At 60.3% G+C, this 22,347-nt stretch carries 19 protein-coding genes; 6 read left to right on the forward strand and 13 right to left on the reverse strand.

Going from position 1 to position 22,347, the window contains the following annotated elements:
• Positions 1-5: 5 nt before the first annotated feature.
• Positions 6-1,250: a glycosyltransferase family 87 protein gene (locus ABD937_RS20665; RefSeq protein WP_345257844.1), complete on the reverse strand. Its 1,245-nt coding sequence runs from the start codon at positions 1,248-1,250 to the stop codon at positions 6-8.
• Positions 1,251-1,295: 45 nt separating this feature from the next.
• Positions 1,296-2,087, reverse strand: a complete 792-nt coding sequence (locus tag ABD937_RS20670; RefSeq protein WP_345257845.1) for a glycosyltransferase family 2 protein — start codon at positions 2,085-2,087, stop codon at positions 1,296-1,298.
• A 211-nt stretch (positions 2,088-2,298) separates the two neighbouring features.
• Here ABD937_RS20670 and ABD937_RS20675 point away from each other — a divergent pair, with 211 nt between their 5' ends.
• Both ABD937_RS20675 and ABD937_RS20680 read left to right on the forward strand, forming a co-directional pair.
• Positions 2,299-3,273: a deoxyhypusine synthase family protein gene (locus tag ABD937_RS20675; RefSeq protein WP_345257846.1), complete on the forward strand. Its 975-nt coding sequence runs from the start codon at positions 2,299-2,301 to the stop codon at positions 3,271-3,273.
• A 366-nt stretch (positions 3,274-3,639) separates the two neighbouring features.
• Positions 3,640-4,185 carry a tetratricopeptide repeat protein gene (locus tag ABD937_RS20680; protein WP_345257847.1) on the forward strand — a complete coding sequence of 182 codons (546 nt, stop codon included), beginning with the start codon at positions 3,640-3,642 and terminating at the stop codon, positions 4,183-4,185.
• Positions 4,186-4,337: 152 nt separating this feature from the next.
• Here ABD937_RS20680 and ABD937_RS20685 read toward each other — a convergent pair whose 3' ends face one another.
• From ABD937_RS20685 to ABD937_RS20715, 7 genes are all read right to left on the reverse strand, one after another.
• Positions 4,338-5,822, reverse strand: a complete 1,485-nt coding sequence (locus ABD937_RS20685) for a M28 family peptidase (protein WP_345257848.1) — start codon at positions 5,820-5,822, stop codon at positions 4,338-4,340.
• A gap of 192 nt (positions 5,823-6,014) precedes the next feature.
• Entirely contained in the window at positions 6,015-6,470 is a 456-nt protein-coding gene (gene rpiB, locus ABD937_RS20690) for a ribose 5-phosphate isomerase B (protein WP_345257850.1), read from the reverse strand.
• Positions 6,471-6,789: 319 nt separating this feature from the next.
• Positions 6,790-7,650 carry a twin-arginine translocase subunit TatC gene (tatC, locus tag ABD937_RS20695; RefSeq protein WP_345257851.1) on the reverse strand — a complete coding sequence of 287 codons (861 nt, stop codon included), beginning with the start codon at positions 7,648-7,650 and terminating at the stop codon, positions 6,790-6,792.
• Between the two features lie 891 nt (positions 7,651-8,541).
• Complete coding sequence (locus ABD937_RS20700) at positions 8,542-11,130, reverse strand: zinc-dependent metalloprotease (protein ID WP_345257852.1); 2,589 nt, start codon at positions 11,128-11,130, stop codon at positions 8,542-8,544.
• 512 nt (positions 11,131-11,642) lie between these two features.
• Positions 11,643-12,911 carry a hemolysin family protein gene (locus ABD937_RS20705; protein WP_345257854.1) on the reverse strand — a complete coding sequence of 423 codons (1,269 nt, stop codon included), beginning with the start codon at positions 12,909-12,911 and terminating at the stop codon, positions 11,643-11,645.
• A gap of 225 nt (positions 12,912-13,136) precedes the next feature.
• Complete coding sequence (gene gmk / locus ABD937_RS20710; protein ID WP_345257855.1) at positions 13,137-13,733, reverse strand: guanylate kinase; 597 nt, start codon at positions 13,731-13,733, stop codon at positions 13,137-13,139.
• 54 nt (positions 13,734-13,787) lie between these two features.
• Complete coding sequence (locus tag ABD937_RS20715) at positions 13,788-14,054, reverse strand: hypothetical protein (protein ID WP_345257856.1); 267 nt, start codon at positions 14,052-14,054, stop codon at positions 13,788-13,790.
• A gap of 131 nt (positions 14,055-14,185) precedes the next feature.
• Here ABD937_RS20715 and ABD937_RS20720 point away from each other — a divergent pair, with 131 nt between their 5' ends.
• Complete coding sequence (locus ABD937_RS20720; RefSeq protein ID WP_345257857.1) at positions 14,186-15,112, forward strand: winged helix-turn-helix domain-containing protein; 927 nt, start codon at positions 14,186-14,188, stop codon at positions 15,110-15,112.
• 41 nt (positions 15,113-15,153) lie between these two features.
• A complete protein-coding gene (locus ABD937_RS20725; RefSeq protein ID WP_345257858.1) occupies positions 15,154-15,705 on the forward strand; it encodes a hypothetical protein in 552 nt (183 codons plus the stop codon).
• A 49-nt stretch (positions 15,706-15,754) separates the two neighbouring features.
• On the opposite strand, the gene ABD937_RS20730 is transcribed toward ABD937_RS20725, so the two are convergent.
• From ABD937_RS20730 to ABD937_RS20740, 3 genes are all read right to left on the reverse strand, one after another.
• Positions 15,755-16,141 carry an MmcQ/YjbR family DNA-binding protein gene (locus ABD937_RS20730; RefSeq protein ID WP_345257859.1) on the reverse strand — a complete coding sequence of 129 codons (387 nt, stop codon included), beginning with the start codon at positions 16,139-16,141 and terminating at the stop codon, positions 15,755-15,757.
• 46 nt (positions 16,142-16,187) lie between these two features.
• Positions 16,188-16,685: a DUF1579 family protein gene (locus ABD937_RS20735; protein ID WP_345257860.1), complete on the reverse strand. Its 498-nt coding sequence runs from the start codon at positions 16,683-16,685 to the stop codon at positions 16,188-16,190.
• 61 nt (positions 16,686-16,746) lie between these two features.
• Positions 16,747-17,292: a GNAT family N-acetyltransferase gene (locus ABD937_RS20740; RefSeq protein ID WP_345257861.1), complete on the reverse strand. Its 546-nt coding sequence runs from the start codon at positions 17,290-17,292 to the stop codon at positions 16,747-16,749.
• Positions 17,293-17,468: 176 nt separating this feature from the next.
• On the opposite strand from ABD937_RS20740, the gene ABD937_RS20745 reads away from it, so the two are divergent.
• The gene (locus ABD937_RS20745) at positions 17,469-18,389 is read left to right on the forward strand and encodes a helix-turn-helix domain-containing protein (protein WP_345257862.1); all 921 of its coding nucleotides are present in this window, start codon (positions 17,469-17,471) and stop codon (positions 18,387-18,389) included.
• Positions 18,390-18,729: 340 nt separating this feature from the next.
• On the opposite strand, the gene ABD937_RS20750 is transcribed toward ABD937_RS20745, so the two are convergent.
• The gene (locus ABD937_RS20750) at positions 18,730-21,198 is read right to left on the reverse strand and encodes a TonB-dependent receptor domain-containing protein (protein ID WP_345257863.1); all 2,469 of its coding nucleotides are present in this window, start codon (positions 21,196-21,198) and stop codon (positions 18,730-18,732) included.
• A gap of 559 nt (positions 21,199-21,757) precedes the next feature.
• Here ABD937_RS20750 and ABD937_RS20755 point away from each other — a divergent pair.
• Positions 21,758-22,342 (forward strand): nitroreductase family protein, encoded by a 585-nt coding sequence (locus ABD937_RS20755; RefSeq protein ID WP_345257864.1) that lies wholly within the window; start codon positions 21,758-21,760, stop codon positions 22,340-22,342.
• The last annotated feature ends 5 nt before the right edge of the window (positions 22,343-22,347 follow it).

The following is a 22,347-nucleotide window of genomic DNA, read 5'->3' on the forward strand; positions in this document are numbered from 1 at the left end:
TGGTTCTAGGGGTGCGGTTGCGCGACGGGCGCCGGAACCACAATTGGCGCTTTGCTTTCGTCGGCAAAGGGCATGCGGGCTCTGAGAAACTGCCGGCGGTGGATCTGCACGAGGATGATGAACCAGGTAATGGTGGACGGGAGCGCCTTCAGCGAATAGGGCCGCAGCACGTGCACGCGCAGCCACGGAGTAAAGAGGTCGCTGTACGAAAACGTGGTGAGAAAGAGCGCGAACACGAAATAGGCGGTCGTCCATTTGTTGCGCGGCTGCAGCAGGTACCAGATGCAGATGCCCGGCAGCGCAATGATATAGGTGGGCGACTCTGCGCCGGAGCTGTAGATGACGGTGAACAGCAGCAGCGAGCAAAGCAGGTAGAGCCGGTAGCGCACATCGCTCCAATAGCGGAACGGCGCGTACTGGCTGAGGAATAGCAGGGCGGCGGGCGCCATCACCCAGAGGCTGTCGAAGCGCAGCCCGAAGATGCGCCGGATCATACCCATCACGGAGATGTCCTGGTACAGGTTGCCGATATTCAGGTTCACGTTCTTCAACTCCTTCAGGCGGATGGCTGTGCCCCAGTCGCGGTAACACTGCAGCAGGTATGGCCAGGAGATCAGGATCAGCGGGGAGACGAACAGCACCACGCTCCAGAGCGCGGCCCACCCGATGAAGGCGAGCTTGCGGCGGCTGAAAAAGAAAAACGCAAAGCCCACGATCCCGTAGATCTTGAAAAACGTAGCCGTCATGATGAAGAAGAGCGCGCGTCCTTCCTTGCCTTCGTGGATATACGAAAACCCGAAGATGATGCAGGCGCAGATAAGCGCGTTGATCTGCAGCCACGAAGAGGCGTTCATCAGCTCGTGGCTGCAGAAGATCAGCATGGCGTACTGCCACTTCGCGGGTATCGGTAACTTCCGGATCGCGGCAAAGAGCGCCGTGACGTTGAGCAACACCCAGCACACCGCCCCGATCTTGTCGGGCAGCCACGAGAACGGCAGCATCAGCACGGCGAACGCCGGACCGTACATATACTGGTCGTCGTACAGCTGCGGGTAAAAAAGATAGAGATTCTTTTCGTCGTGCATGTTCTGGATCACATACCGGTACAGCACATAAATATTGATTTCGTTGCGCGCCACCACGCGGAGCACCGCGAAGATCGAAAGCCCGAACCAGGCGAGCAGGGCAAAACGGCGGTCGTACAGAAAGCTCCCTGAGCGGAAGTAGTGAAGCGGGCGGATGGCGGTCATAAGCTGCGGTTCAGAGGAACGGGTAGCCCGGCCTCGCCCGCAAAACTATCGAAAACCTCTTTCACCGGCCATGACGCCCGGCTCGCTCGCAAGTTCAGCGTTCCCGTACCGGTAGCGGCGGTGCAGCTCGCGGTTGAGGCGAACGAGGCGCCACAGGTTGCGGGTCTCGGCGCGAAGCACCTTCCAGCCGAAGTTGGAGAAGGTGACGTGCGGGCGCAGATGCACCTCGATGACGCCCACGCGGAGCCGCTGCCGGGCGGCGCGGAGCAGGAACTCGGTATCGATCAGGAAGCGGTCGATGACGGTCTGCAGGAATACGGCGCGCCCGCTTCGGTTGAAGCCCTTGAGGCCGGATTGGGTATCGTACACCGGCAACTGGAACAGGAGCTGGTTGGCAAGGGAGTAGCCCCTCGAGATGAGCTTGCGCTTCAGCGGCAGGTTGCTGAAGTAATCGCTGCTGCGACGGCCTACCACCACGTCGGTTCCCAGCTGCAGGTCGGCCAGCACCGTCAGGATATTCTCCAGCGCGTAGGGGAAGTCGAAGTCGACCATGATGGTGTACTCCGTTTGCGACGCGCGCACGCCGTGGCGCAGCGCGAAGCCTTTGCCGCGGTTGGCGTGGTACTGGCAAAAATGCACCTCGGGCAGCACCTCGGCAATCACCTCGAAGGTGGAAACGACGTGCGGCGCCGCCGGACCATCATGCACCACGATATAGCGGATCCGTTCGGCCGGCAGGGCGGCATTGAGGTTGCGGACATGCTGTACAAAGCCTTCCGCCCAGGTCCCTTTCGGGTTATAGAGGGGCAGAACGACGGATACAGTATACGGGTTCATCGGGCAGCGCTAGTTGGTTGTGTTGAATAAATTTGGCGAATGGGCATACAAAGATGGAACAGCCCGGTAGCTTATGCAAGAGCTTTCGGCAGGAACTGCCGAAAAGCCGGCTAAAGGCCATAGTATGCAGTATAAGGCCGCAAGCGGAAGCGCGGCCGCGGGCCGGAGCGCCGCAAAAGCCTACTTTTGCCGTCTAAATTTTGCGCAGACCATGAACAAAGGACCCGTTTCGCAATTCATCACGCACCATTACCGCCATTTCAACGCGGCCGCCCTCGTGGATGCCGCCAAAGGATACGAGACCCACCTCCTGGAAGGGGGCAAAATGATGGTGACCCTCGCCGGCGCCATGAGCACCGCCGAGCTCGGCATCTCCCTCGCCGAAATGATCCGCCAGGATAAGATCCACATCATCTCCTGCACCGGCGCCAACCTCGAGGAAGACATCATGAACCTCGTGGCCCACGACCACTACGAGCGTCTGCCCAACTGGCGCGACCTCACCCCGCAAGAGGAGTGGGACCTGCTGGAGCGTGGCCTCAACCGCGTTACCGATACCTGCATCCCGGAGGAAGAGGCGTTCCGCCGCATCCAGAAGCACATCCACCAGGCCTGGAAAGACGCCGAGGCGAAGGGCGAGCGCTACTACCCGCACGAGTACATGTACCAGATCCTCAACAGCGGGGTAATGAAGGAATACTACCAGATCGACCCGAAGAACTCGTGGATGATCGCTGCGGCCGAGAAGAACCTGCCCATCGTGGTGGGCGGCTGGGAAGACAGCACCATGGGCAACATCTTTGCCTCCTACGTATACAAGGGAGAGCTGCAGGCGTCGACCATGAAGAGCGGCATCGAGTACATGGTGTGGCTCGCCAACTATTACAAGGAGAACAGTGCCGGCAAAGGCATCGGCTTCTTCCAGATCGGCGGCGGCATCGCCGGCGACTTCCCGATCTGCGTAGTGCCGATGATGTACCAGGACCTGGAGATGCACGAAATCCCGTTCTGGAGCTACTTCGCACAGATTTCCGATTCCACTACCTCTTACGGCTCCTATTCCGGCGCTACCCCCAACGAAAAGATCACCTGGGGCAAGCTCGACATCCATACGCCGAAATACATCATCGAGAGCGATGCGACCATCGTAGCTCCGCTGGTATTCGCGTACGTGCTCGGCTGGTGACGTTATGCGTCGTCTCCGACTACGCATACGGCGCCTGGCCAGCGCTTCGCGCGCAACCTTCGCCTCTGGCTCGGTTGTCCGAAGGAAAGGAGAGCAACAAGCACCTATTATGGAAGCCCCTCGGTACACGAGGGGCTTTTTTATGGAACCAACCAGCCCACGACTTTTGTCGTGGGGATCCAGGATCGCATCACCAGCATCATGGAAACGGCGAGGTACGCTGCAAACCGTGGACGATTGGGATGCGCTTGCAGGATGCAAAAACATCCGCCAACTGCTTATCTTGTATACAGAACACCTTTTTCACCAAAACGATAACTTAAGAACGCACAACTGTCTGAGCTGTACCTGGAGGCCGAGAACGACGTGAAGCAGAATAACTACACCGAGGCCTTCCGCAAATACGAGAGCATCCTCTTCGAAGAGCCGACGCACGCCGCCACCCACAACTCGCTGGGCTGGATCTACAAGACGCAGCTCGACGATTTCCGCAAGGCCGAAAGCCACTTCACCGCCGCCATCCGTAGCGAGCCCCACTACCCGCATGCCTACCTCAACTTCGCCGTGCTGCTGATGGACCTGGAGCGCTACGACGAGCTCGAGGCCCTCGTGCAAAAGGCCCTCGACGTGCCCGCCATCGAGAAGTCCTGGCTCTACCACCGCCTCGGCCTCGCCCGCGAGCTCCAGCTCCGCTTCGACGAAGCCGTGACCTATTACGAAAAGGCCATCCTCATGACCCTCAACGATGACAAGATCAAAGCCTACCGGCCCCCTGCCCCCCGTAGGGGGAACTTAGGACGAAGCTGTCCTTACCGTAGCTGTCATTCTTCAAATCAAAAAATGCCTGATGTCTTTTGCTCCGTTTTCAATGTTCGAATGAAACCATCTTCAGCAGTGGCTTTTGAATACTGAGTAGGGAACGTTCAAAGTAGAAAGCCCCCGCGATGCGGGGGCTTTCGTATATAGTGCTTTAAGAAAAGGCCTTAACCAATAAAGTATGCCCGACTTAAGTTCCCCCTTTGGGGGACAGGGGGCCGGGCGACAGGGGGCCGGGACAGGGGCCTTTATCTCTGTGATTTCGGAATACCGAGGTCGCGCTTCAGCATAGCATTGCGGTTGGCCATTTCCCAGGCGGTGTAGAACACCAGCTGGGCGCGCCTGGCAGCGAGCGGGTAGTTGATCTTGTCGGGCGTGTCGGTGGGCTTGTGGTAGTCGGCGCCGAGCATGCCGTCGTAATAGAAGATGATGGGCACGCCTTTACGGGCGAAGTTGTAGTGGTCGGAGCGGAAGTAGATGCGGTTGGGGTCGGCTGGGTCGTTGAACTTGTAGTCGAGCTCCAGCTTCGTATACTGGTTGTTGGCCGCTTCGGAGATCGGCTTCAGCTCGGAGCTCACCTTGTCGTCGCCCACGATGTAGATGTAGTTGGTGGTGTCGCCGGGACGCTTCTCGTCGGAGCGGCCGATCATGTCGATGTTGAGGTCGGCGGTCGTTTTCTCGAGCGGGAACAGCGGGTGTTCGGAATAATACTCGGAGCCCCACAGCCCTTTTTCTTCACCGCTTACGGCCATGAACACGATGCTGCGGCGCGGGCCGCGGCCAGCCTTCTTCGCGAGCATGAAGGCCTCGGCCATCTCCAGCACGCCTACGGTGCCGGAGCCGTCGTCGTCGGCGCCGTAATAGATCACCGAGTCGCCGCGCTTGCCGAGGTGGTCGTAGTGGGCGGTCACGAAGAGGTATTCATCCTTCAGGTCGGAGCCGGACACCACGCCGAGCACGTTGGTGGAAGGGAGCGCGCGGGTCGACTTCTGGGTCTCCAGCAGCACATTGGCCATCACGACTTTCGGCGCCGTCAGGCTATTGGCCTTGAGTGAATCGAAATCGGCACCGGTGATCGCGCGGGCCACGCCTTCCGACACCGCGTATTGCTGCGGGGCTATAGTGCGGCGGAAGCTGTAGATCGACTGGGCCCCGGTACGGTTGCCGGCATTGCGCGGGAAGTTGCCGGCCGTGGTCAGCACGGCGGCCACGCCTTTGGCGCGCAGGGTGTTGATGAGGGTGCTGCTGACGATGCGGCCCATGTTGGCGGGTCCGTACATGATCACGAGGCGGCCGGTGAGGTCGGCGTTCTTGACCACGGTGGTGTCGGAAGGAAGCAGCACTACTTCGCTGAAGCGGAAGGTACCCGAGATGTTGGCGGAGGTCACCGGGCTGAATTCCTTATCGATGGCGAAGGACTGGCCGTTCACTTCGAGGCGGGCGCCGGTGAGCGAATCCTGGTATACCTGGAACTCCTGCTGGTAGGAGCCGCCCGGTGCCGGCTCGAGGCCCAGCTGGCGGAAGTGGTTCTCGATATAGGCCGCAGCCTTGCGCTGGCCGGCTGTAGCGGTCTCGCGGCCTTCCATCTCGGGACCGGCAATGATGTAGAGGTGCTTCTTCAGGTCGGCCGCCGTGATGGTGGCCGCGAAGAGCTTCGGGTTGTTGGCCGCTTTCTTCTGCGCTCCCCCGGCAAGGGAAGCGAGCAGCGCGGTGGCAAGAAATAGTCGTTTCATATAGCGGAAATATAAGTGTTAATGGGAGAATGGGATGATAGGAGAATGGGGTAATGCAAGAAAGCCGGGATAAGCGTGCCTGATAATCCGGGAAGTATATCATTTACGACCTGCCTATATTCTATTTATAAAAAGCAGTTGAACGTCAGCGCGTATTATCCCATTACCCGATTACCCCATCACCCCATTCCTTCAGCAAGCCATCTTATCGACCCTATTCGCATGGCGTCCGCCTTCGAAGGGCGTTTCGAGAAAAAGGCCGGCCATGTTGCGGGCAGTATCGAAGTCTACGAAGCGGGCGGGAATGCAGAGGATGTTGGCGTTGTTGTGCTGGCGTGCGAGGGCCGCGAGCTCGTCCTGCCACGCGATGGCCGCGCGTACGCCGGCGTGCTTGTTGGCCGTGATGGCTACACCGTTGGCCGAGCCGCACACGAGGAAGCCGGCGCCGGCTTCACCGCTTTCCACGGCCGCTGCCACGGGGTGGGCAAAATCGGGGTAGTCCACGGAATCGGCGCTGTGCGTGCCGTAGTCTTTTACCTCGAGCCCCTTCTCTTTCAGGAAGGCTACGAGGCGCTGCTTGTATTCAAATCCGGCGTGATCGGCGCCGACGGCCACCGGCTTCGTAAGGTCGAACATGGGAGCGTGCATGGAGGGATGATTTGTGCAAAGATAGAAGGGTGAAGAAGATTACTTGATTACGCGAATACATGAGCAGTCGAATATGCGAGGGGAAGGAGACAACAGGGGAAGATCAGCAAAAGCAACAAAAGAAGTGATCGTACCGGATATCGTACGCGCAGCGCGCGAAGCTCCGGCAGCTACCCGCGCTCATCGTATCTGATCCGTGTCATCTGCGTTCCTTTTCTCGCCGCCCCAATCCGATCGCCATTGCCCATGAAAAAGGAGGAGCTCATCGCCCCTCCCGCACTTCTAAATTCGATATTCCTTGTTCCTGTTCTTCTGTTCCCTAGCTCCACTCCTCGATCTCTTCCTTCTTCTTTTCCTTCTCCACGCGGCGCGAGAGCAGGATCGAGATCTCGTACAGCAGGAAGAGCGGCAGGGCTACGGTCATCTGCGAGATGATGTCCGGCCCCGGGGTGATGATGGCCGCAATGATGAAGATGACCACGATGGAGTACTTGCGCACGCGGGCGAGGTAGGAGGCGGTCACGATACCCACTTTGGCCAGGAAGAAGATCACGAGCGGCAGCTGGAAGGCCAGGCCGGCGCCAAGTACGAGCGGGATGATGGTGTCGACGTAGCTCGAGATGGTCCAGATGTTCTCGATGTTCTCGTCGAGCTGGAAGCCGGCGAAGAACTTGATGGTATACGGTGCGATCACGAAGTAGCCGAAGGCAACGCCGAGGAAGAAAAGGAAGGACACCCAGAACACGGCGCCCCGTGTTTTTTTCTGCTCCTTGGGCGTGAGGGCCGGCTTCACGAAGCTCCAGAACTCATAGAAGATATACGGGAAGGCGATGATGATGCCGCCGATGAAGACGATGGTAAAGAACATGCTGAACTGCGCCCCTACCTGCGTGCTCTGCATCTTGATGCCGAGCCCTTCCATGCATAGCGAGTTGCCCAGGTTCAGCGCCTTGCCCACGCGGCAGAGCACGCCGTAGGTCGGGAAATCGGAATGCGTGGGCCCGAGCAGCACCTGCTTGATGAAGAACTTGTTGAATACACCCACGATCACCGACCCCACCAGGATGGCGATGACGGCACGGAACAGGTGGCCGCGCATCACGTCGAGGTGATCGATGAACGACATCTCGGCCCGCTCCCCGTTTCCACCCCTGCGAAAAAGTCCTCCCAACAACGCCATAGCTGTGTTTAAAAAGTGCGACAAAGATAGTCCCCGACGGCAACCGCGCTGAGGGGAAATTCCGGGCTATATACGGGGCAGGAAGGATTCGGGATGTTTAAGACAGCAGTGTATTTCCGGGTAGTTTTCTTGAGCAGTTGGGAACAAGAAGGCAAATTGAGGTGAATAAGGGTTTCTTACAGCTAAGAAAAGAAGGGGCAAAGGTTATCGCTAAGAGGGAGCGTTTATTAGTCTACTGGTCTATTAGTTTATTGGTCCCGGCGAAGCGAAGCTTGCCGGGATGCCGGCCGGAGTGCCGGCAGCTATTGGTAAAGGGTCGTTTCTGTGCCACATACCGGATCGTACAAACAGATCGTACAGGCGAAAGCGGATTACGGATGCGGGGGCTGAAGCCCTGAAAGCAACCATCCGCGGTCATCGTATCAAATCCGTATCCCCCGAAGCTTCAGGGTGCGCTCTTGCTCTCATCCCTGTCCATCGGCGCCACAATGCCGATAATAAAGAGATGGACTTGCCGCGTCTCTACCCATCGTATCCCCTGCCCAAAAATCCGAAATCGCACATCTGAAAGGAAAAGGCCGCGCGTCAGCGCAGCCTCTCACTCAGAGGCTGTTTGAATTATTCGATCACTGCTCATCGCACCGCGCAAGCGCGGGGAGCGGGGCTGACGCCCCTGTCACAACGACACGACGGCGCAAAGGCACGACGAAAAGTAAAAAGAACAGATTGTTTTCCTATGTCGCGCCGTCGCGCCTCCCGAGGCTTCGGGAGCGCCGTCGTGCATCGAGGCCGCTTGCGGCCGACCTTTTCACCCTTTCCTGATGATCATTTAACTCAAACAGGCTCTTAGCGAATACCTTAGCGACTTAGCTTCTTAGTGGTAAGAATCCCTTATTTCTCTTCCAGTGCCTTTCGAATCTGGTACACCAGGCTCGCGCGGTGCGCCTTTGTTTCGGCGTTCGGCGACGGCGCCACCGACTGCTCGCGGCGGATCTGCTGCACGGCCTCCAGGGCGGCCGCGCCGGCCACGGCATCGTACTGACCGTATTTATCCTGTACGATTTCGAGCAGGAAGCGCAGGTACTCGGTCTGCAGGTTCTGGCGGAACACATTTACGGCGCCCGCCTTGTCGGCTCCAAAGATGCCGGCGTGCAGGTCCTGGAGCAGGTCAGCTACCGCGTAGCGGTTGCCGTAGAGGCGGCTGTTGCTCATGCGCAGCAGCGTTGCCGGGTGCAGCAGGTGGGCCAGCGCGCCGTTCACCTGCTGGGCCAGCGCCGCATTGGTGGCCTTGTAATCATCGCCCCAGGCATTCTGGTTGAAGCCGCGGCGCTGCGGCTGCAGGTAGGGAAGCACGGCCGCATCGCCGGCGAAGGCGTCGGGCGCGAACACGTATTTATTCAGTACGCTCACGGCGCGCTTCTGCTCCGAAAGCGGCACCGGCGTAAACGGCTTTGTCTTCGCAGTGCCGCCCGGGAAGGAGCGATCTACGTACACGCCGCCCACGTAGCGGCTCACGGCACCGATCATCTGCTGGCGCTGCACCTGCAGCGATCCATAGCGGGCGCGCAGCTCGGCCCAGCTCTGGCCCGGCTTCGTATAGCGTTGTACAAGCTTCGGCAGCAGCCCGTTCACCAGCTGCAGGCGCGCGGCTGCGTAGCCGATGGCATCGGAGCTCATGTCGTTGGTATTGGCGCGGGGGTCCATGCCTTTGCCCGGCACGCGCATATCGTCGGCGTCGTTGCCGAAGGCGAGGCGCGGGTCGGAGGAGCGCGCCAGGATCTTCGCAAGCTCCGTCGCCTCACTGCTGTCGGGGAACGGCGTGTAGCCGAAGGCGATGGCCCAGTCGTCGTAGGGGCCTTCCTTCGTCGTATAGTAATCGCCCTGCTGCTTCGGGTCGGCGGCGATGTTGATGGCGGGATAATCCATCACGGAGCCCATGAGGCCATGACGGTGGGTGAGCTCGGTGTTGTGCAACTCCTTCGGCGACCAGAGCTGGCTGCCTTTCATATTGTGATTGAGCCCGAGCGTATGTCCCACCTCGTGCATGATGAGGTAAGTCAGGAACTGGCGGTGCACCTCACCCAGCACTTTGGGCGGGGCGCCGGCGGCCTCGAGCGCTGTGGCGCCGGCCATGTAGCCGGCCTTCAACTCACCGGCGAGGCTGCACAGCATATAATTGCCGCCTTCGGCAGGAGCGGCCGCCCGCGCGCCGGCACGTCCCAGCAGCAGCTCCTCCAGCACCGGCGCGGCCGAGCCGGTATACCACTCGATGGTGACGTCGGCGCCGAGGATCTCGCCCGTGCGCGGGTTGGTGGTGTATTGCCCGATGGCACCATAGGGCGGCGCGGCCGACGATACCCAGCGCACCACGTTATAGCGGAGGTCGGCGGGATCCCAGGTGGCGGTATCGGGCATCTGCTCCACGCGGATCGCATTGCGGAAGCCTGCCCCTTCGAAGGCCGTGTTCCATTGCAGGATGGCGGCCCTTACGGTTTCGCGGTATTCCAGCGGAGTCGTGTTCTCAATCCAGAAAGTAAGGGGCGTTTCGGGCTCGCTGACCGCGGCCGTGGAATCCTTCTTCACGAGGTGCCAGCGGTGGATGACGTCGCGCCAGGGCGTGGCCGAGATCGATGTCTGGTCGTTGACGGCGTGCATGAAGTAGCCGACGCGCGGGTCGTCGCGGCGCGGCCTGAAGTTGTTTTGCGGCAGCTCGATGAACGAGTGCTGCAGGCGCACGCGCACATAGCGCGGATCGGTGATGTCGCTGCCACCCGACACCGCGGCGTTCGGATTGTCGTAGGCGAGGTCCACCACCACGTCGGTATTGGCCGGGAAGGTCTTCACCGCCACGTACTTCGACTTGAAGGGGTTGAGGCTGCCCAGCGAAAAAGAGGGCAGGCTGAAAAACGACGGCACCGTCGGCGGCTTCACCGGGTCGAAGCGCTCGGAAAGAAAGAGGCCGTCGGCGCTTACCAGGTAGCCGCTGCTGTCTTCGCCCAGGATGCGCTCCGAAGAAACCACCGCCTCGGGCTTGTCGATATCGCGGGTGCGGCTCACCGGGCTTTCCGGGTCGTACCAGAAGGCGGTATTGACGCGGCTGAACTCCAGGCGATCGAAGGCCTTCGTGACGCGGAAGATGAAGTTGGAGCGGTAGATGCTTTGATTGAGCAGGAGGGCGGTGGGGCCGCTGAGCGCGTAGCTCTGGTAGATGTATTCTTTGGACAGCTGGTCTTTGCGGATATACAGCTGCAGGCCGCCGCTGGTGGTGTCCTGGTAAAGGGTGAAGAGGCCGTCGGTGCGGCGGCTGCCCTTCGTTTTGTCGGCAAGGGGCCACACAGGCTTTTTCGGCTTTGTGGTATCGGAGGCGCTCACGAGCTTCTGGAGGGCAGGCGGCAGCGCCGGCGTCTTCTGGGCACCGGCAGGCAGGGCGAGGGCAAGCAGCAGCGAAAAAGCAGCAAGGTGGCGGACGTTCAGTTGCATAGGATGACGCCGGTTGAGGCGGTCAATAAAATTACGACGCCCACGGCTGCGGGAATACCGGAAAAGGACAGACGGAGCACGTTTTAACAAAAGGGTACTGAGGGTGGCACGCAGAACACGCGGAAGACGCTGAAAGTACTTTGACCTAAGTGCGACGTTACTCTACACTTACACGTTGTCGTTCGGGGCGGGTGCTTCAGGTGGAACGTTCCTCTAAAATTACCGGCACTCCGACGGTGCAGGCTTTAGGGATAAAACGCGGAAGAGGGAGGATCTCCCCATCCATGTATGGACCAACCAGGATTAAGGTAATAACGTCTCCTTTGCCATCATCTGGAAACAACAATTCCGCGTTTTATCGCTACTGGTCAAGCGTTAGTGATGTTACCTACTTTATAGGAAACTCGCACCTTCAGCCGCCACAACAAGTAGGAGCGCCGGAACAGTAGTGAGTTTACCTTTGTAAAAGAAAAAGCATTTCCGCGTGTTCCGCGTGTTCTGCGTGCCCCTCCCTACTTCAAAATTTTCAGCTTTACCATCTCGATGCGCGTGTCGCCTACGTTGAGGATATCGAACTCGTAGTTGCCGATGATGATGCGCTCCTTTTGCTTCGGGATCGTTTCGTGGTGGTTGATGATATAGCCGGAGAGTGTTTCCGACTCTTCATCCTCAGGAAAGGAGAGCTCGTACTTGTCGCAGAGATAATCGAGCTCGAGGCGGCCGGAGAACATGTATTCGTTCTCGGCAAGGCGCTTCTCCACGAACTCCTCCATGTCGTACTCGTCCTGGATCTCGCCGAAGATCTCCTCGAGCACGTCTTCCATCGTTACGATGCCGGCGGTGCCGCCGAACTCATCCACCACCCAGGCAATGCTCTTGCCCTCGCGGGTGAACTTGTTGATGAGGTCGGTGGCGCTCATGCTCTCGGGCACGGCGGGGATGGGCAGCAGGATCTCCTGCACGGTGACGGGGTTCTTAAACAGGTCAAGCTGGTGCACATAGCCCACGATGTGGTCGATATTGCCTTCGAACACCACGAGCTTGCTGAGCTTCGTGTCCACGAGCTTGTTGCGTACCTCTTCCACCGACGCCCGTATATCTACGGCAATGATCTCCTTGCGCGGCACGAGGCACTGGCGGATCTTGGTCTTGGGCAGCTCCAGCGCATTTTCGAAGAGCTCCGTGTTGACGTCCTCGGGCTCGTACTCGTCGCTGTTGCTTTGCTGGAAGAGCGTGTCGAAGTCGGTGCTGCGGAAGAGGCCCTTCTTCTCGTCGAAGCGCACGCTGAAGACGTATTTGAGCACCCAGTTCGAAAGCCCGATGAAGGCGGTGGCGAGGGGCTGGAGGAGCCAGTAGAAGGGGCTGATGAGCCACACGAGGCGCGAGAGCAGCACGTTGCTCTTGGCGCGGAAGAACGCTTTCGGAATGAACTCGCCGAGCACCAGCACGAGGAAGGTAGCAAGAATGATGTCGAGGAAGAGGCGCACGGAATCGTACTTCTCGTGGCCGAGGCCGGTGAGGCGCCAGATGGGCTCGGTAACGGCGCCGAAGAGCAGCACGAAGTACACGAGGCATACCGTGAAGCCGAGGAGCATGACGCTCACGAAGGTTTCCGGGCTCTGGATGAACCGTGCCAGGGTATGGGCGCCGGGGCGGCCCTGCTTTTTCTTCAGCTCCACGCCAAAGCGGTTCACGCTGTAGAAGGCCATCTCGAGTCCCGAGAAGAAAGCCATCATCAGGAGGCTCACGAAAAACCAGATAATGACGGAAGATGCGATCATGGAACTAAGGTAAGGAGAATGCGGAATGTGGAGGGAAAGAGGGAGGAGGGGGATTACTTGAGTAATAGAGTACATGAGTACTCGATCAACTGAGGGGAGGTGCGAGCCTTTAAGGAAGAGGAAAAGAAGGATGGGGCGGATTCCGCTGCATTTCTTCCCTTTTCCCTGTCTCCCTTACCTCGCGTATTCGAGTACTCATGTACTCAATTATTCACGTATTCTGCCTCAGCCCTCCACCTTCCTGCCCTCGCCAATAAAGTCGAGTACGGCGCGCTCCGCGTCGGCACAGGCCGCCTCGAGGTTTTCGTTCACGATCACCTTGTGGAAGTGATCCTTGAACGAGATCTCGTAGGCCGCTTTGTTGATGCGGGCCTGCAGCGAGTCGGGGCTCTCGGTGCCGCGGCCGTCGAGGCGGCGCTTCAGCTCGTCGATGGAGGGAGGCTCGATGAAGAGCGACAGGATGTTCTCGGGGTACTGCTGCTGGATGTGAATGGCGCCCTTCACGTCGATGTCGAGCACCGGCACACGGCCTTCGGCCCAGATCCGGCGCATCTCCGACTTAAGCGTGCCGTAGTACTTGCCTTCGTACACCATCTCCCACTCCATGAACTCGTGCTCGTGGATCCGGCGCCGGAATTCCTCTACGCTCATGAAATGGTAGTCAACCCCGTCCTTCTCGCTGCCCCGGGGCGACCGCGTGGCCGCCGAGATGGAGAAAGCGAGCCGGTCGGGGTACTTGCCCAGCAGGTAGCGCGTAATGCTGGTCTTGCCCGCACCGGAGGGCGCGGTGAGGATGATGATCTTGCCGTATTCGGATGCCATGAGCTGCGGTTGAGTGCGGCGAAGATAGCGCCTGCGGCAGTATGACGTGCCCGGTCAGCAGCCGATCGGCCGGCCGTAGAGGTCTAGCTGCCGCCCGGTAGAGTCCTTCGTGCGGAAGTGGTTGAGCGGGAAGGGCAAGGGGGCGGGCTTCGGGGCCGCGGCCGGCAACACCCGGATCGCTTTGGGCGTTGTGGTATCCGCCGGCACACAGGTCGGTACGGAAGGCGGGGCCGGAGGCCGGTTGAAGGAAAGGAGGAACGAGGCGGCGGGAATGGCGAGGAGGGCGATCGAGCCGATCGCGGCTTTTTGCAGGGAGTGCATAAAATTCGTTTGGCGTCAAGGTAGGCCGGCCGGCGCCCGGCAAGCGTAAAGTGCCTGTAAAAAGAGCGTAAACAAGTGTAAATATTGCGGCGGCGGGTACGCCGAGCGGCCAGGAGGGCTACCTTTAACACATGAAACGAACCCCGCTTCTGCTGGCCGCTGTGGCGCTCCTGTCGGCGGTGCTGCTCGGTGTGCTCAGCTCTGCTGCCCGCCCCAAAACCGGGTTTGCCGACGCCGAAGCGCACATCGTGCTCCGCAGGGTAGGGCATGCCGTGCTCCGCAGCGTTGGCGACAGCAGCTCACCCCTGCCGCCGGTGGAGCAGCCGGAAGGGGGTAATTATGTAATCAGCTTTCCCCGGAGCTTCTCCTTTAGTCCCGATTCCCTGGTCGCCGTCATCAACCGGCACCTGGCTGCCGGCCTGCCGGGCTCCGATTATATCGTGAACGTCATCGAGCGGCCGGGTGAGCAGGTCGTGTTCGGCTATTCGGTGCTGCACCGCCAGAAGGACTCGCCCGTGCCCTGCCTGGGCCGTGTGCAGCCGGAGCGGTCCTATTCCATCAGCATCCGGTTTCGCGAGCCGTCGTTCCAGAGTGCGGGCTTTATCGGCGCGCTCGCCGCGGGAGGGCTGTCGATCGCACTGCTGGTGGCTGGTTTGCGCCGCTCCCGCCCGGCACTGCCGTCCGGCCCCCGCGAAGAACCCCCGGAAGTGGCCCCGGAAGAATCCCCGGCAGCGCACGCAGGCATCCCGCTGGGCCGCTACCTGTTCGTGCCGGCACAGCAATGCCTGCTTTTTGCCGGCCAGCGGATCGCCCTTACCGGTAAGGAATCCGCGTTGCTGCACCTCTTTGCCGCGCAGCCCAACCACATCCTCGACCGGGCACAATTGCAAAAGATCTGGGAAGACGAAGGCGTCATCGTAGGCCGCAGCCTCGACGTGTTCGTATCCCGGCTGCGCAGGAAGCTGGAGCAGGACCCGGCACTTTCGATCGTCAACATTCACGGGAAAGGCTACAAGCTGGAGATCGTCGCATCTCCCTCTACCAACGCTTCGGCGTAACTTGGCGCGGGGAAGGAGTATAGTACCTTCTGCAGCCATTCATGAAAAAGATCAGCACCTTATTCAAAAAGAACCCGGAACAGCTTGGCCGGATCATCCATGAGCCCGCCCCCGAGAACGAGTGGGTATTTCGCGGTGAAGGCATTGCCACCCGCAAATTCGACGGCACGGCGGCGGCCATTATCGGCGGCGCACTGTACAAGCGTTACGATGTGAAGAAAGGCCGTCCGGTTCCACCCGGCGCCCTACCCTGCCAAGAGCCCGACGCCATCTCCGGCCACCACCCGCATTGGGTCGAGTGTGTGCGCGGCACTCCCGAAGACCGGTATTTCTACGAAGCTTTCGATGCATTGGCGGATCCTGCCGATGGCACCTACGAGCTCTGTGGCAAAAAGGTGCAGGGCAATCCTGAAGGCATCGAAGGCCACCGGCCCATTCCGCATGGCAGCGAGGTACTGTCCCTGCCCGACCTCAGCTACGAGGGCCTGCGGCAATACCTGGAGCAACACGACATCGAAGGCATCGTGTTCCACCACGTGTCCGACGGGCGGATGTGCAAGATCCGGAAAAGTGATTTCGGTATCCGGCGCTGACCTCCGCGCGTACCCGTATAATTACGGATCCGCGCGAAGACCGCAGCGCCTATGCGCGTGCGCTGTCGAACTCCTTCAGCTGCTTCCTGCCGGCGAGCCCGCGCCAGCTGTGCTCGAGCACTTCGGCCAGCAGCGCCTTGTCGCGGCAATGAACCCAAAGACACACGTACGGATAGTTCCGGAAATGCTCCGGCAGGTGAAACACGTCGGGGTAGCGTTCCAGGTAGTCATCGCGCAGCGCAAAGTCGAGCCGGATCGGGATGAAGGCACCGCTGTCGTGCAGCCGGCACATCAGCTTTCCGCGCACGGTAACGGAGGGAGTGCCGGCGTGCGAGACGCCTTCCTCGGTGCCGGGAAAGCGCAGCGCGAGCCCTTTCACGAGGTCGAAGTCGTGGTAATTGAATGCGGGTGACTGCTCGTTTTTCCTGGGGGTCATCGCCATAATGTCTATCCGGTCTGGCACAGAGGCTGCTGCCGGTGCCTCAGCTTACTTTTCTGTACGCGAATTCGGTTGCCCGCGATTCCTCCCCTTCAGGAGAGATGTTGTAGGCCGTGATCAGGAGCTCCTCGCCGCGGAATTCGAGTTCCGTACGCCAGCCCCAGTGCTGCTCGGTTTCGGGCGTTACGTAGGCATAGGATCCGAGCACTCTCATGTCGGCGTCGGCCTTGGCGCTCTCGGAGAACAGGATGAAGGAGCCGCTGTGGAAGGAGTCGATCCAGGCACTCTGGAACTTTTGCGTGTCGAGGTTATAGGCATACAACGCCATCCCGGTAACGGGCTTTCCCTTGAAGGCTGTCTCGTATTCGTGCAGGATGTACTTGCCGTTCATCAGCGGCCGCATCGTACCGCGCACGGGCGATTCGTCTTCGAGTTCCGCGGGATCGAACCACACGCGGGAAGTGCCTTCCCAGGTGCCGGTCATCTTGTTCAGGAATGCGTGGGGGCCGGAGGCTTTGGATTGTTCGAGTTTGGAGCTCATGGCAGTTGGCTTTTGATGAAGGTAGGGAAACCCGTTGATGATGCCGGTGCGGGCCGCAACATCATTGCAGCGAGCGGGCCATCCAGGTGATCCGCCCGAGCTCGTACCAATGATGTGGCGTTCCATCATACACAAAAGTTTCGGTGCAGCGCAGGCCCACCTTCGTCAGCACCCCGTGTGAGCCACTGTTGGCGCAGTCGGCAATGGCGTATACGGCGGGCGCCTGCAACTCGTTAAAAGCATAGGCCACCCACGCGCACGCGGCTTCGGTGGCGAAGCCTTTTCCCCAGTGCTCCCGGAGGATCCGGTAGCCGAGGTCGTAATAATGGACCCGCCCGTTCACGGGTTCCGTGATCCATTTGAGGCCGGCCCAGCCCAGAAAGGCGCCGGAGGTACGCTCCATCACGGCCCAGCGCCCGATGCCGTGGTCCGCGTACTGGTTCCGGATAAAAGCGATCGCATCCCGTATTTCTTCGGTTCCCCGCACCGGGCGGCCGCCCAGGTAGCGATGCACCTCCGGGTCGGAGTCGAGCGCAAACAGGCCCGCCTCGTCGTCGGGCTGCAGCTCGCGGAGCAGGAGCCGGTCGGTATACAGGACTGCAGCCATGGGGTGGATGTTATCGGGCTGCCGCCAGGCGGACCCGGCAGCTAATTTAGGCTACCCCGGGTAAAAAACCCCTGACAGCGTCGGCCACCGCGACCACCGCAACCGGACCAACAATTCAAAGCCTGTTCGCTACGGTTGAACCCCGCTTTCATCCGGCCGGTACAGGTGTTTTGGATATGGCGCGCCTGATGATGCAGCAGGTGCCCGTCTTTTCGTCTCTTTGTAATGTGCAGCATGTAGAATTCTTCCACCGCGATCACTTCGAGCACCGCTACCTCCGGCGCCCCGCCGGCAGGTCACTGTCGTACTTTATCGACTTCTTCTGGGAAACCGATTTCGAGGAACTCTGGGCGCAACACCCCGAGGGGTTCTCCGACGCGCTCTTTCCCAACGTGGGCTACACCTATATGCTCAACCTCGGTACGCCCTTCGCCATGCAGCTCGGGAGCAGCCACTACCCGGTGAAGCTCGATATCTTCCTGCCTCGCCAGCAGTATATGATCTGCCACCATGGGGCCGGCAACCACATCTTCGGCATCAAGTTCCGCGTGTCGCCCATCGTGCTGGAGAAGAAGGTCAACTTTTCCGAATACCGCGAGTCGGTGCATCCCCTCTCCTACCTCATCGACCGCGAGGTGCTGCAGGCCGTCAAAGGAGCGGCCTCCTTCAATGAGCGCGTAGGGCTCATCAGCCAGTATTACCAGCGCATCATCGAGCAGCACAGCCAGGCGCGCGACCACGTAGCCCTCGTTACCGGCCTGCTGAAGCGCGCCACCGACGAGCAGGAGTTCTCCGTACCCATCGCGGACCTCGCGGCACGCCACGGCATCTCGCCACGCACGCTGCAGCGCTACTTCCTGGCCACCACCGGCGTCCCGGGCAAGCAGGCACTCCAGCTCCTCCGCATCCGGACGGCCGTAGAACTACTGGTAGCCCGCCCCGGCCGGTTCCGCTTCGAAGACTTCGGCTACTACGACTACAGTCATTTCCACAAACACCTCCGCGCCTTCCTGGGCCGGCACAGCATCAACATGATGCAGCCGCACCTGGAGTTGCTGAAACCCAACTCCCGGCCCTTTCCCGAGAGGAAGGGGTGACTCTGTGGCGCAGTCTTGTACGGTTGCTGTCTTTCGCTCTGTTTCAACGGCGTTATGTGCGCATGCCTTCGGCATGCGCACTCTCTTTCTGAACGCGCACAATAGCGATGCACAGGAATCAATGGAAACTGCCCGGGAGTCACCCCTTCCCTTGGGACAACCGAGCGAAGCGAAGGTTGCGCGCGTAGCGCAGGCCGGGGGATGGGCTGGAGAGGGGCCGGGGGAGAGGCAAAAAGCCCGCTGTAAACACAGCGGGCGTCGCACATATATGCACTGAGAAAGAGTTGGTCCGTATTTCTTCGACCCCTCCCCGGCCCTCCCCAAGAGGGAGGGGGAGGGCTTACCCGCCAGCGCGGCGGCGCTCTTCTTCGGAGGCGGTGCTGCGGCGGCGGGCGGCGGCCACCTTGTTGTTGCCGAAGCGGTAGTTGAAGCTCAGGGTACCCACGCGGCTGTCGCGCACGGCATTCCAGTGCTCGATATAGCGGCCTTCGTAGGTTACGGTGGCGCGCGGCAGGTTGGTAAGGAAGATGTCGTTCACGTTGAGGCGCACGGTGCCCCGGCCCTGCAGCACCGACTTCTGCACGCCGGCCGAGAGGCTCCACTGCGGCTGCATCACCATGTAGTCGGTACGGCCGCCGGTATTGACGAAGCCATTAACCTCCGCGCCCCAGCCCTTCGGCAGCGTGAGCGTATTGTTGATGCGGATGTTGGCGGCCGGTGCGCCGTTGGAGAGCTGCGCCCCGCCGATATTGCCGTTGAAGTGGGTGTAGTAGACGTTCACGTTGCCCATCAGGTTCCACCAGGGACGCACGCGCCAGGGCAGCGTCGCGGTCAGTCCTACGTAGTCTGACGAAACGAGGTTGACCGGTATTTGTACGGTAATGTTGGAATCCTTGCCCGCCTCGATCTCGAAGGTGGGGATCACGTCGAGGATGGGCGAGAGCACGGTCGACTGCGGGTTCTTCGTGCGGCTGTAGCCCAGGGTAAAGTTCAGGCCCTTTACGGTATAGCTCGCCTCGTACGACCAGGTGAACTGCGGCAGCAGCTGTGGCGCACCGGTGGAGTAGATGGTGGCATCGATCTGGAACAGGAAGGGATTCAGCTGGGAATAGCCCGGCCGGTCGATGCGGCGGCTCACGGATACACCGATCGTCTTATCGTCGGATACCTTGTAGTTCAGGAAGGCCGAGGGGAACAGCTGGAAATAGTCGTTGCGGAAGCGGCGCCCATCCTTGGCCTGGCGCGTGCGCACATTGGTCTGCTCGCCGCGGAGCCCCACCTGCAGCGACCACTTCTTCCATTCCTTGCTGCCATTGAGGTAGGCGGCGTTGTTGTATTCCTCGTAAAAGAAGCGGTTCGTTTTGGTAGTGTCCACCGGCCGGCTCGTACCATATACGTTGTAGAAGCGCGCATCATTATCCGACGATACGTAGGAGGTCTTGAGGCCCGCCTCGAGGCGCGCGCCTTTGCCCAGCGGGTGCGTATAATCCACCTTGGCGGTTGCCAGCCGCAGCGTTCCCTGCTGGTCGCCGTCGAGGATGTCGGGGGCGCGCTTCGGCGTGCCGTCGAGGTTGTAGAAGTTGCTGCCGGTGCGGGTGATCGAGCTCGTGCGGAAGGAGCCATAGTCGATGTCGGCGGTGAGCTCGCGGCCGTTGGAGTCGAGCTTCGTCTTCAGGTTGATGTTGCCGACGGCGTTGTCGTTGTGGTCGTTGTTGGTGCCCAGCGACAGGAAGTTGAAGTCGGGGCGGCCCAGCGAATCGAACACATTGGTCTTGATGTCGGCGCGGCGGCGGAAGTGCGTGAAGTTGGAGTTGACCACGAACCCGATGATGGTGTTCTTCGACGGGAAGAAGTCGGCACCCACGCGAACCGTGTGGTTGCTCACCGGCATCTTCGCGTAATTATCCTTTTTGTCGGAGCCTCTGGCCACACCCTCCTCGAAGAAGCGGCGGTGGATGAACAGGTGGTTGAGGTGCTCGCGGTACGCGAAATTGTAGTTGGCGAACAGGTTAACGGCCTTGTTGCGGTAGTTGAGCGAGCCGCCGGCTGCGGTCTTCGGGAGAAAGCCTTGCCCGTAGGAGGCAGTGAGGGTGCCGTTGGTGCCGAGGCGCTGGTCTTTGCGGAGGCGGATGTCGATGATGCCGGAGTTGCCGGCGGCGTCGTATTTCGCCGAAGGGTTGGTGATGATGTCGATCCGCTCGATGGCGCTGGAGGGCAGGCCTTTCAGGTAGTTGGCGAGGTCGGAGCCCGTCATGGGCGTCGGCTTGCCGTCGATCATGATGATGACGCCGCTGCGGCCGCGGAGGGAGATGGCGTCGTTCTGGTCGAGCGTAACGCCGGGTGCGCGCTCGAGCACCTCGAGGGCCGAGGCACCGGCGCTCAGGATGCTGTTCTCCACGTTCACCACGATGCGGTCGGAGAGTTTCTGGATAAAGGGTTTGCGCGCTGCCACCGTAACGCCCTGCAGCTCCTTGGCGGCACCGGCGGCGAGGCGCAGTGCGGGCACCGTGGTGTTGCCGCCTTCGGAAACAGAGAACAGGGGCGACCAGGCCGGTGCGTGGCCGGTCATCGACACGCGGAGCAGGTAGGTGCCGGCGGCGAGGCGCTCCACGGAAGCAGCCCCCGAGCGGTCAGTGAGGGCGGTCTTCACGAGCGCGGAGTCTTTCGATTTACGTATTTCTACGGTAGCGCCTTCGAGGGCGCTGCCGGCTTCATTGGTGACGGTCACAGACAGGTTGCCGCCCGGCGCCTGGGCAACGGCGGCGATCGCGGCTGCCTGCAGCACAAAGACCAGGGTCATCTTCTTCATCGCTTCGATTTGAGACAAAGCAACGCAGGCCGGTTACGGCCCCCTAGTTAATTGGTAGTCAAAGGCCACGGCTACCCACCAGCGGGCTTCTACGAAAAACATCGTGTCCGCTTTTTACATGAAGGGCACGCAGAAAGCGCGGAAAGCGCTGAAAAATTTTTTGCCGTAGCGCAGCAGTACCAAAGGGTTGTCGCGGCCCTGATGCGCAGGGCCTCAGTCCAATCATTTCGTATAAAGGCGGTAGCATCATGATGGAGCCCGTTTTTTTGATAAAACGCGGAAAAGCCGCCGCGAGGGCGGCGGGGTAAACGATTGCTGATCGCCCATCGGGAGGGTAGTCCTTTCTGAACCAGAACCGGCCATCTCTCTTTCCGCGTTTTATAATTAGAGCGGCCACCCTCGAACTGCTTCCATTTTTAGCGGAACTAATCGACCTAAAGCTGTCGGCGACGAAAGGCTGTACGAACAAAAAAGACAACTCCGAAAACAAATCAAACGTCTTCCGCGTTTTCCGCGTTTTCTGCGCGCCCCACCCGACCTTCGCGGCAAAACAAAACCCATGTCATTTCCCATCGACGATATCAACCGCCTCATCCGCGAGCGCCGCTCGGTGTTCCCGAAGCAATATGATCCCAACACATCCGTAGACGAGGCCGTCATTAAGCAGGTACTCGAGAACGCCACCTGGGCGCCGAGCCACGGCAACCTGCAGCCCTGGAAGTTCGTGGTGTTCACAGGCGACGGCCGCCAGAAGCTCGCGGAGTTCCAATCGGAGCTGTATAAGACTGAAGCCGGCGACAACTGCAAGCCCGCTACCTACGAGGGACTGCGTGCCAACCCGCTGAAAGCGGCTGCGGTGATCGCCCTTTGCCTGAAGCGCGACCCGAACAAGAAATTCCCGGAGATCGAGGAGATCGCCGCTGTGTCGGCCGCGGTGCAGAACATGTACCTCACCGTAACGGCCTACGGCCTCGGCGGCTACTGGACCACCGGCGGCGTCACGTACAAGGAAAGCGCGAAGTCGTTCTTCGGCCTCGGCCCCGACGACACCCTGATGGGCTTCTTCTACATCGGCGCCGTAGCGGCACCCTCTCCCGCCAAGGAGCGCGCTCCGCTGGAAGAGAAGATCGAGTGGGTGCGGTGATGTTT

This window comes from Flaviaestuariibacter amylovorans, from assembly GCF_039541815.1.
Lineage (GTDB): Bacteria > Bacteroidota > Bacteroidia > Chitinophagales > Chitinophagaceae > Flavisolibacter > Flavisolibacter amylovorans.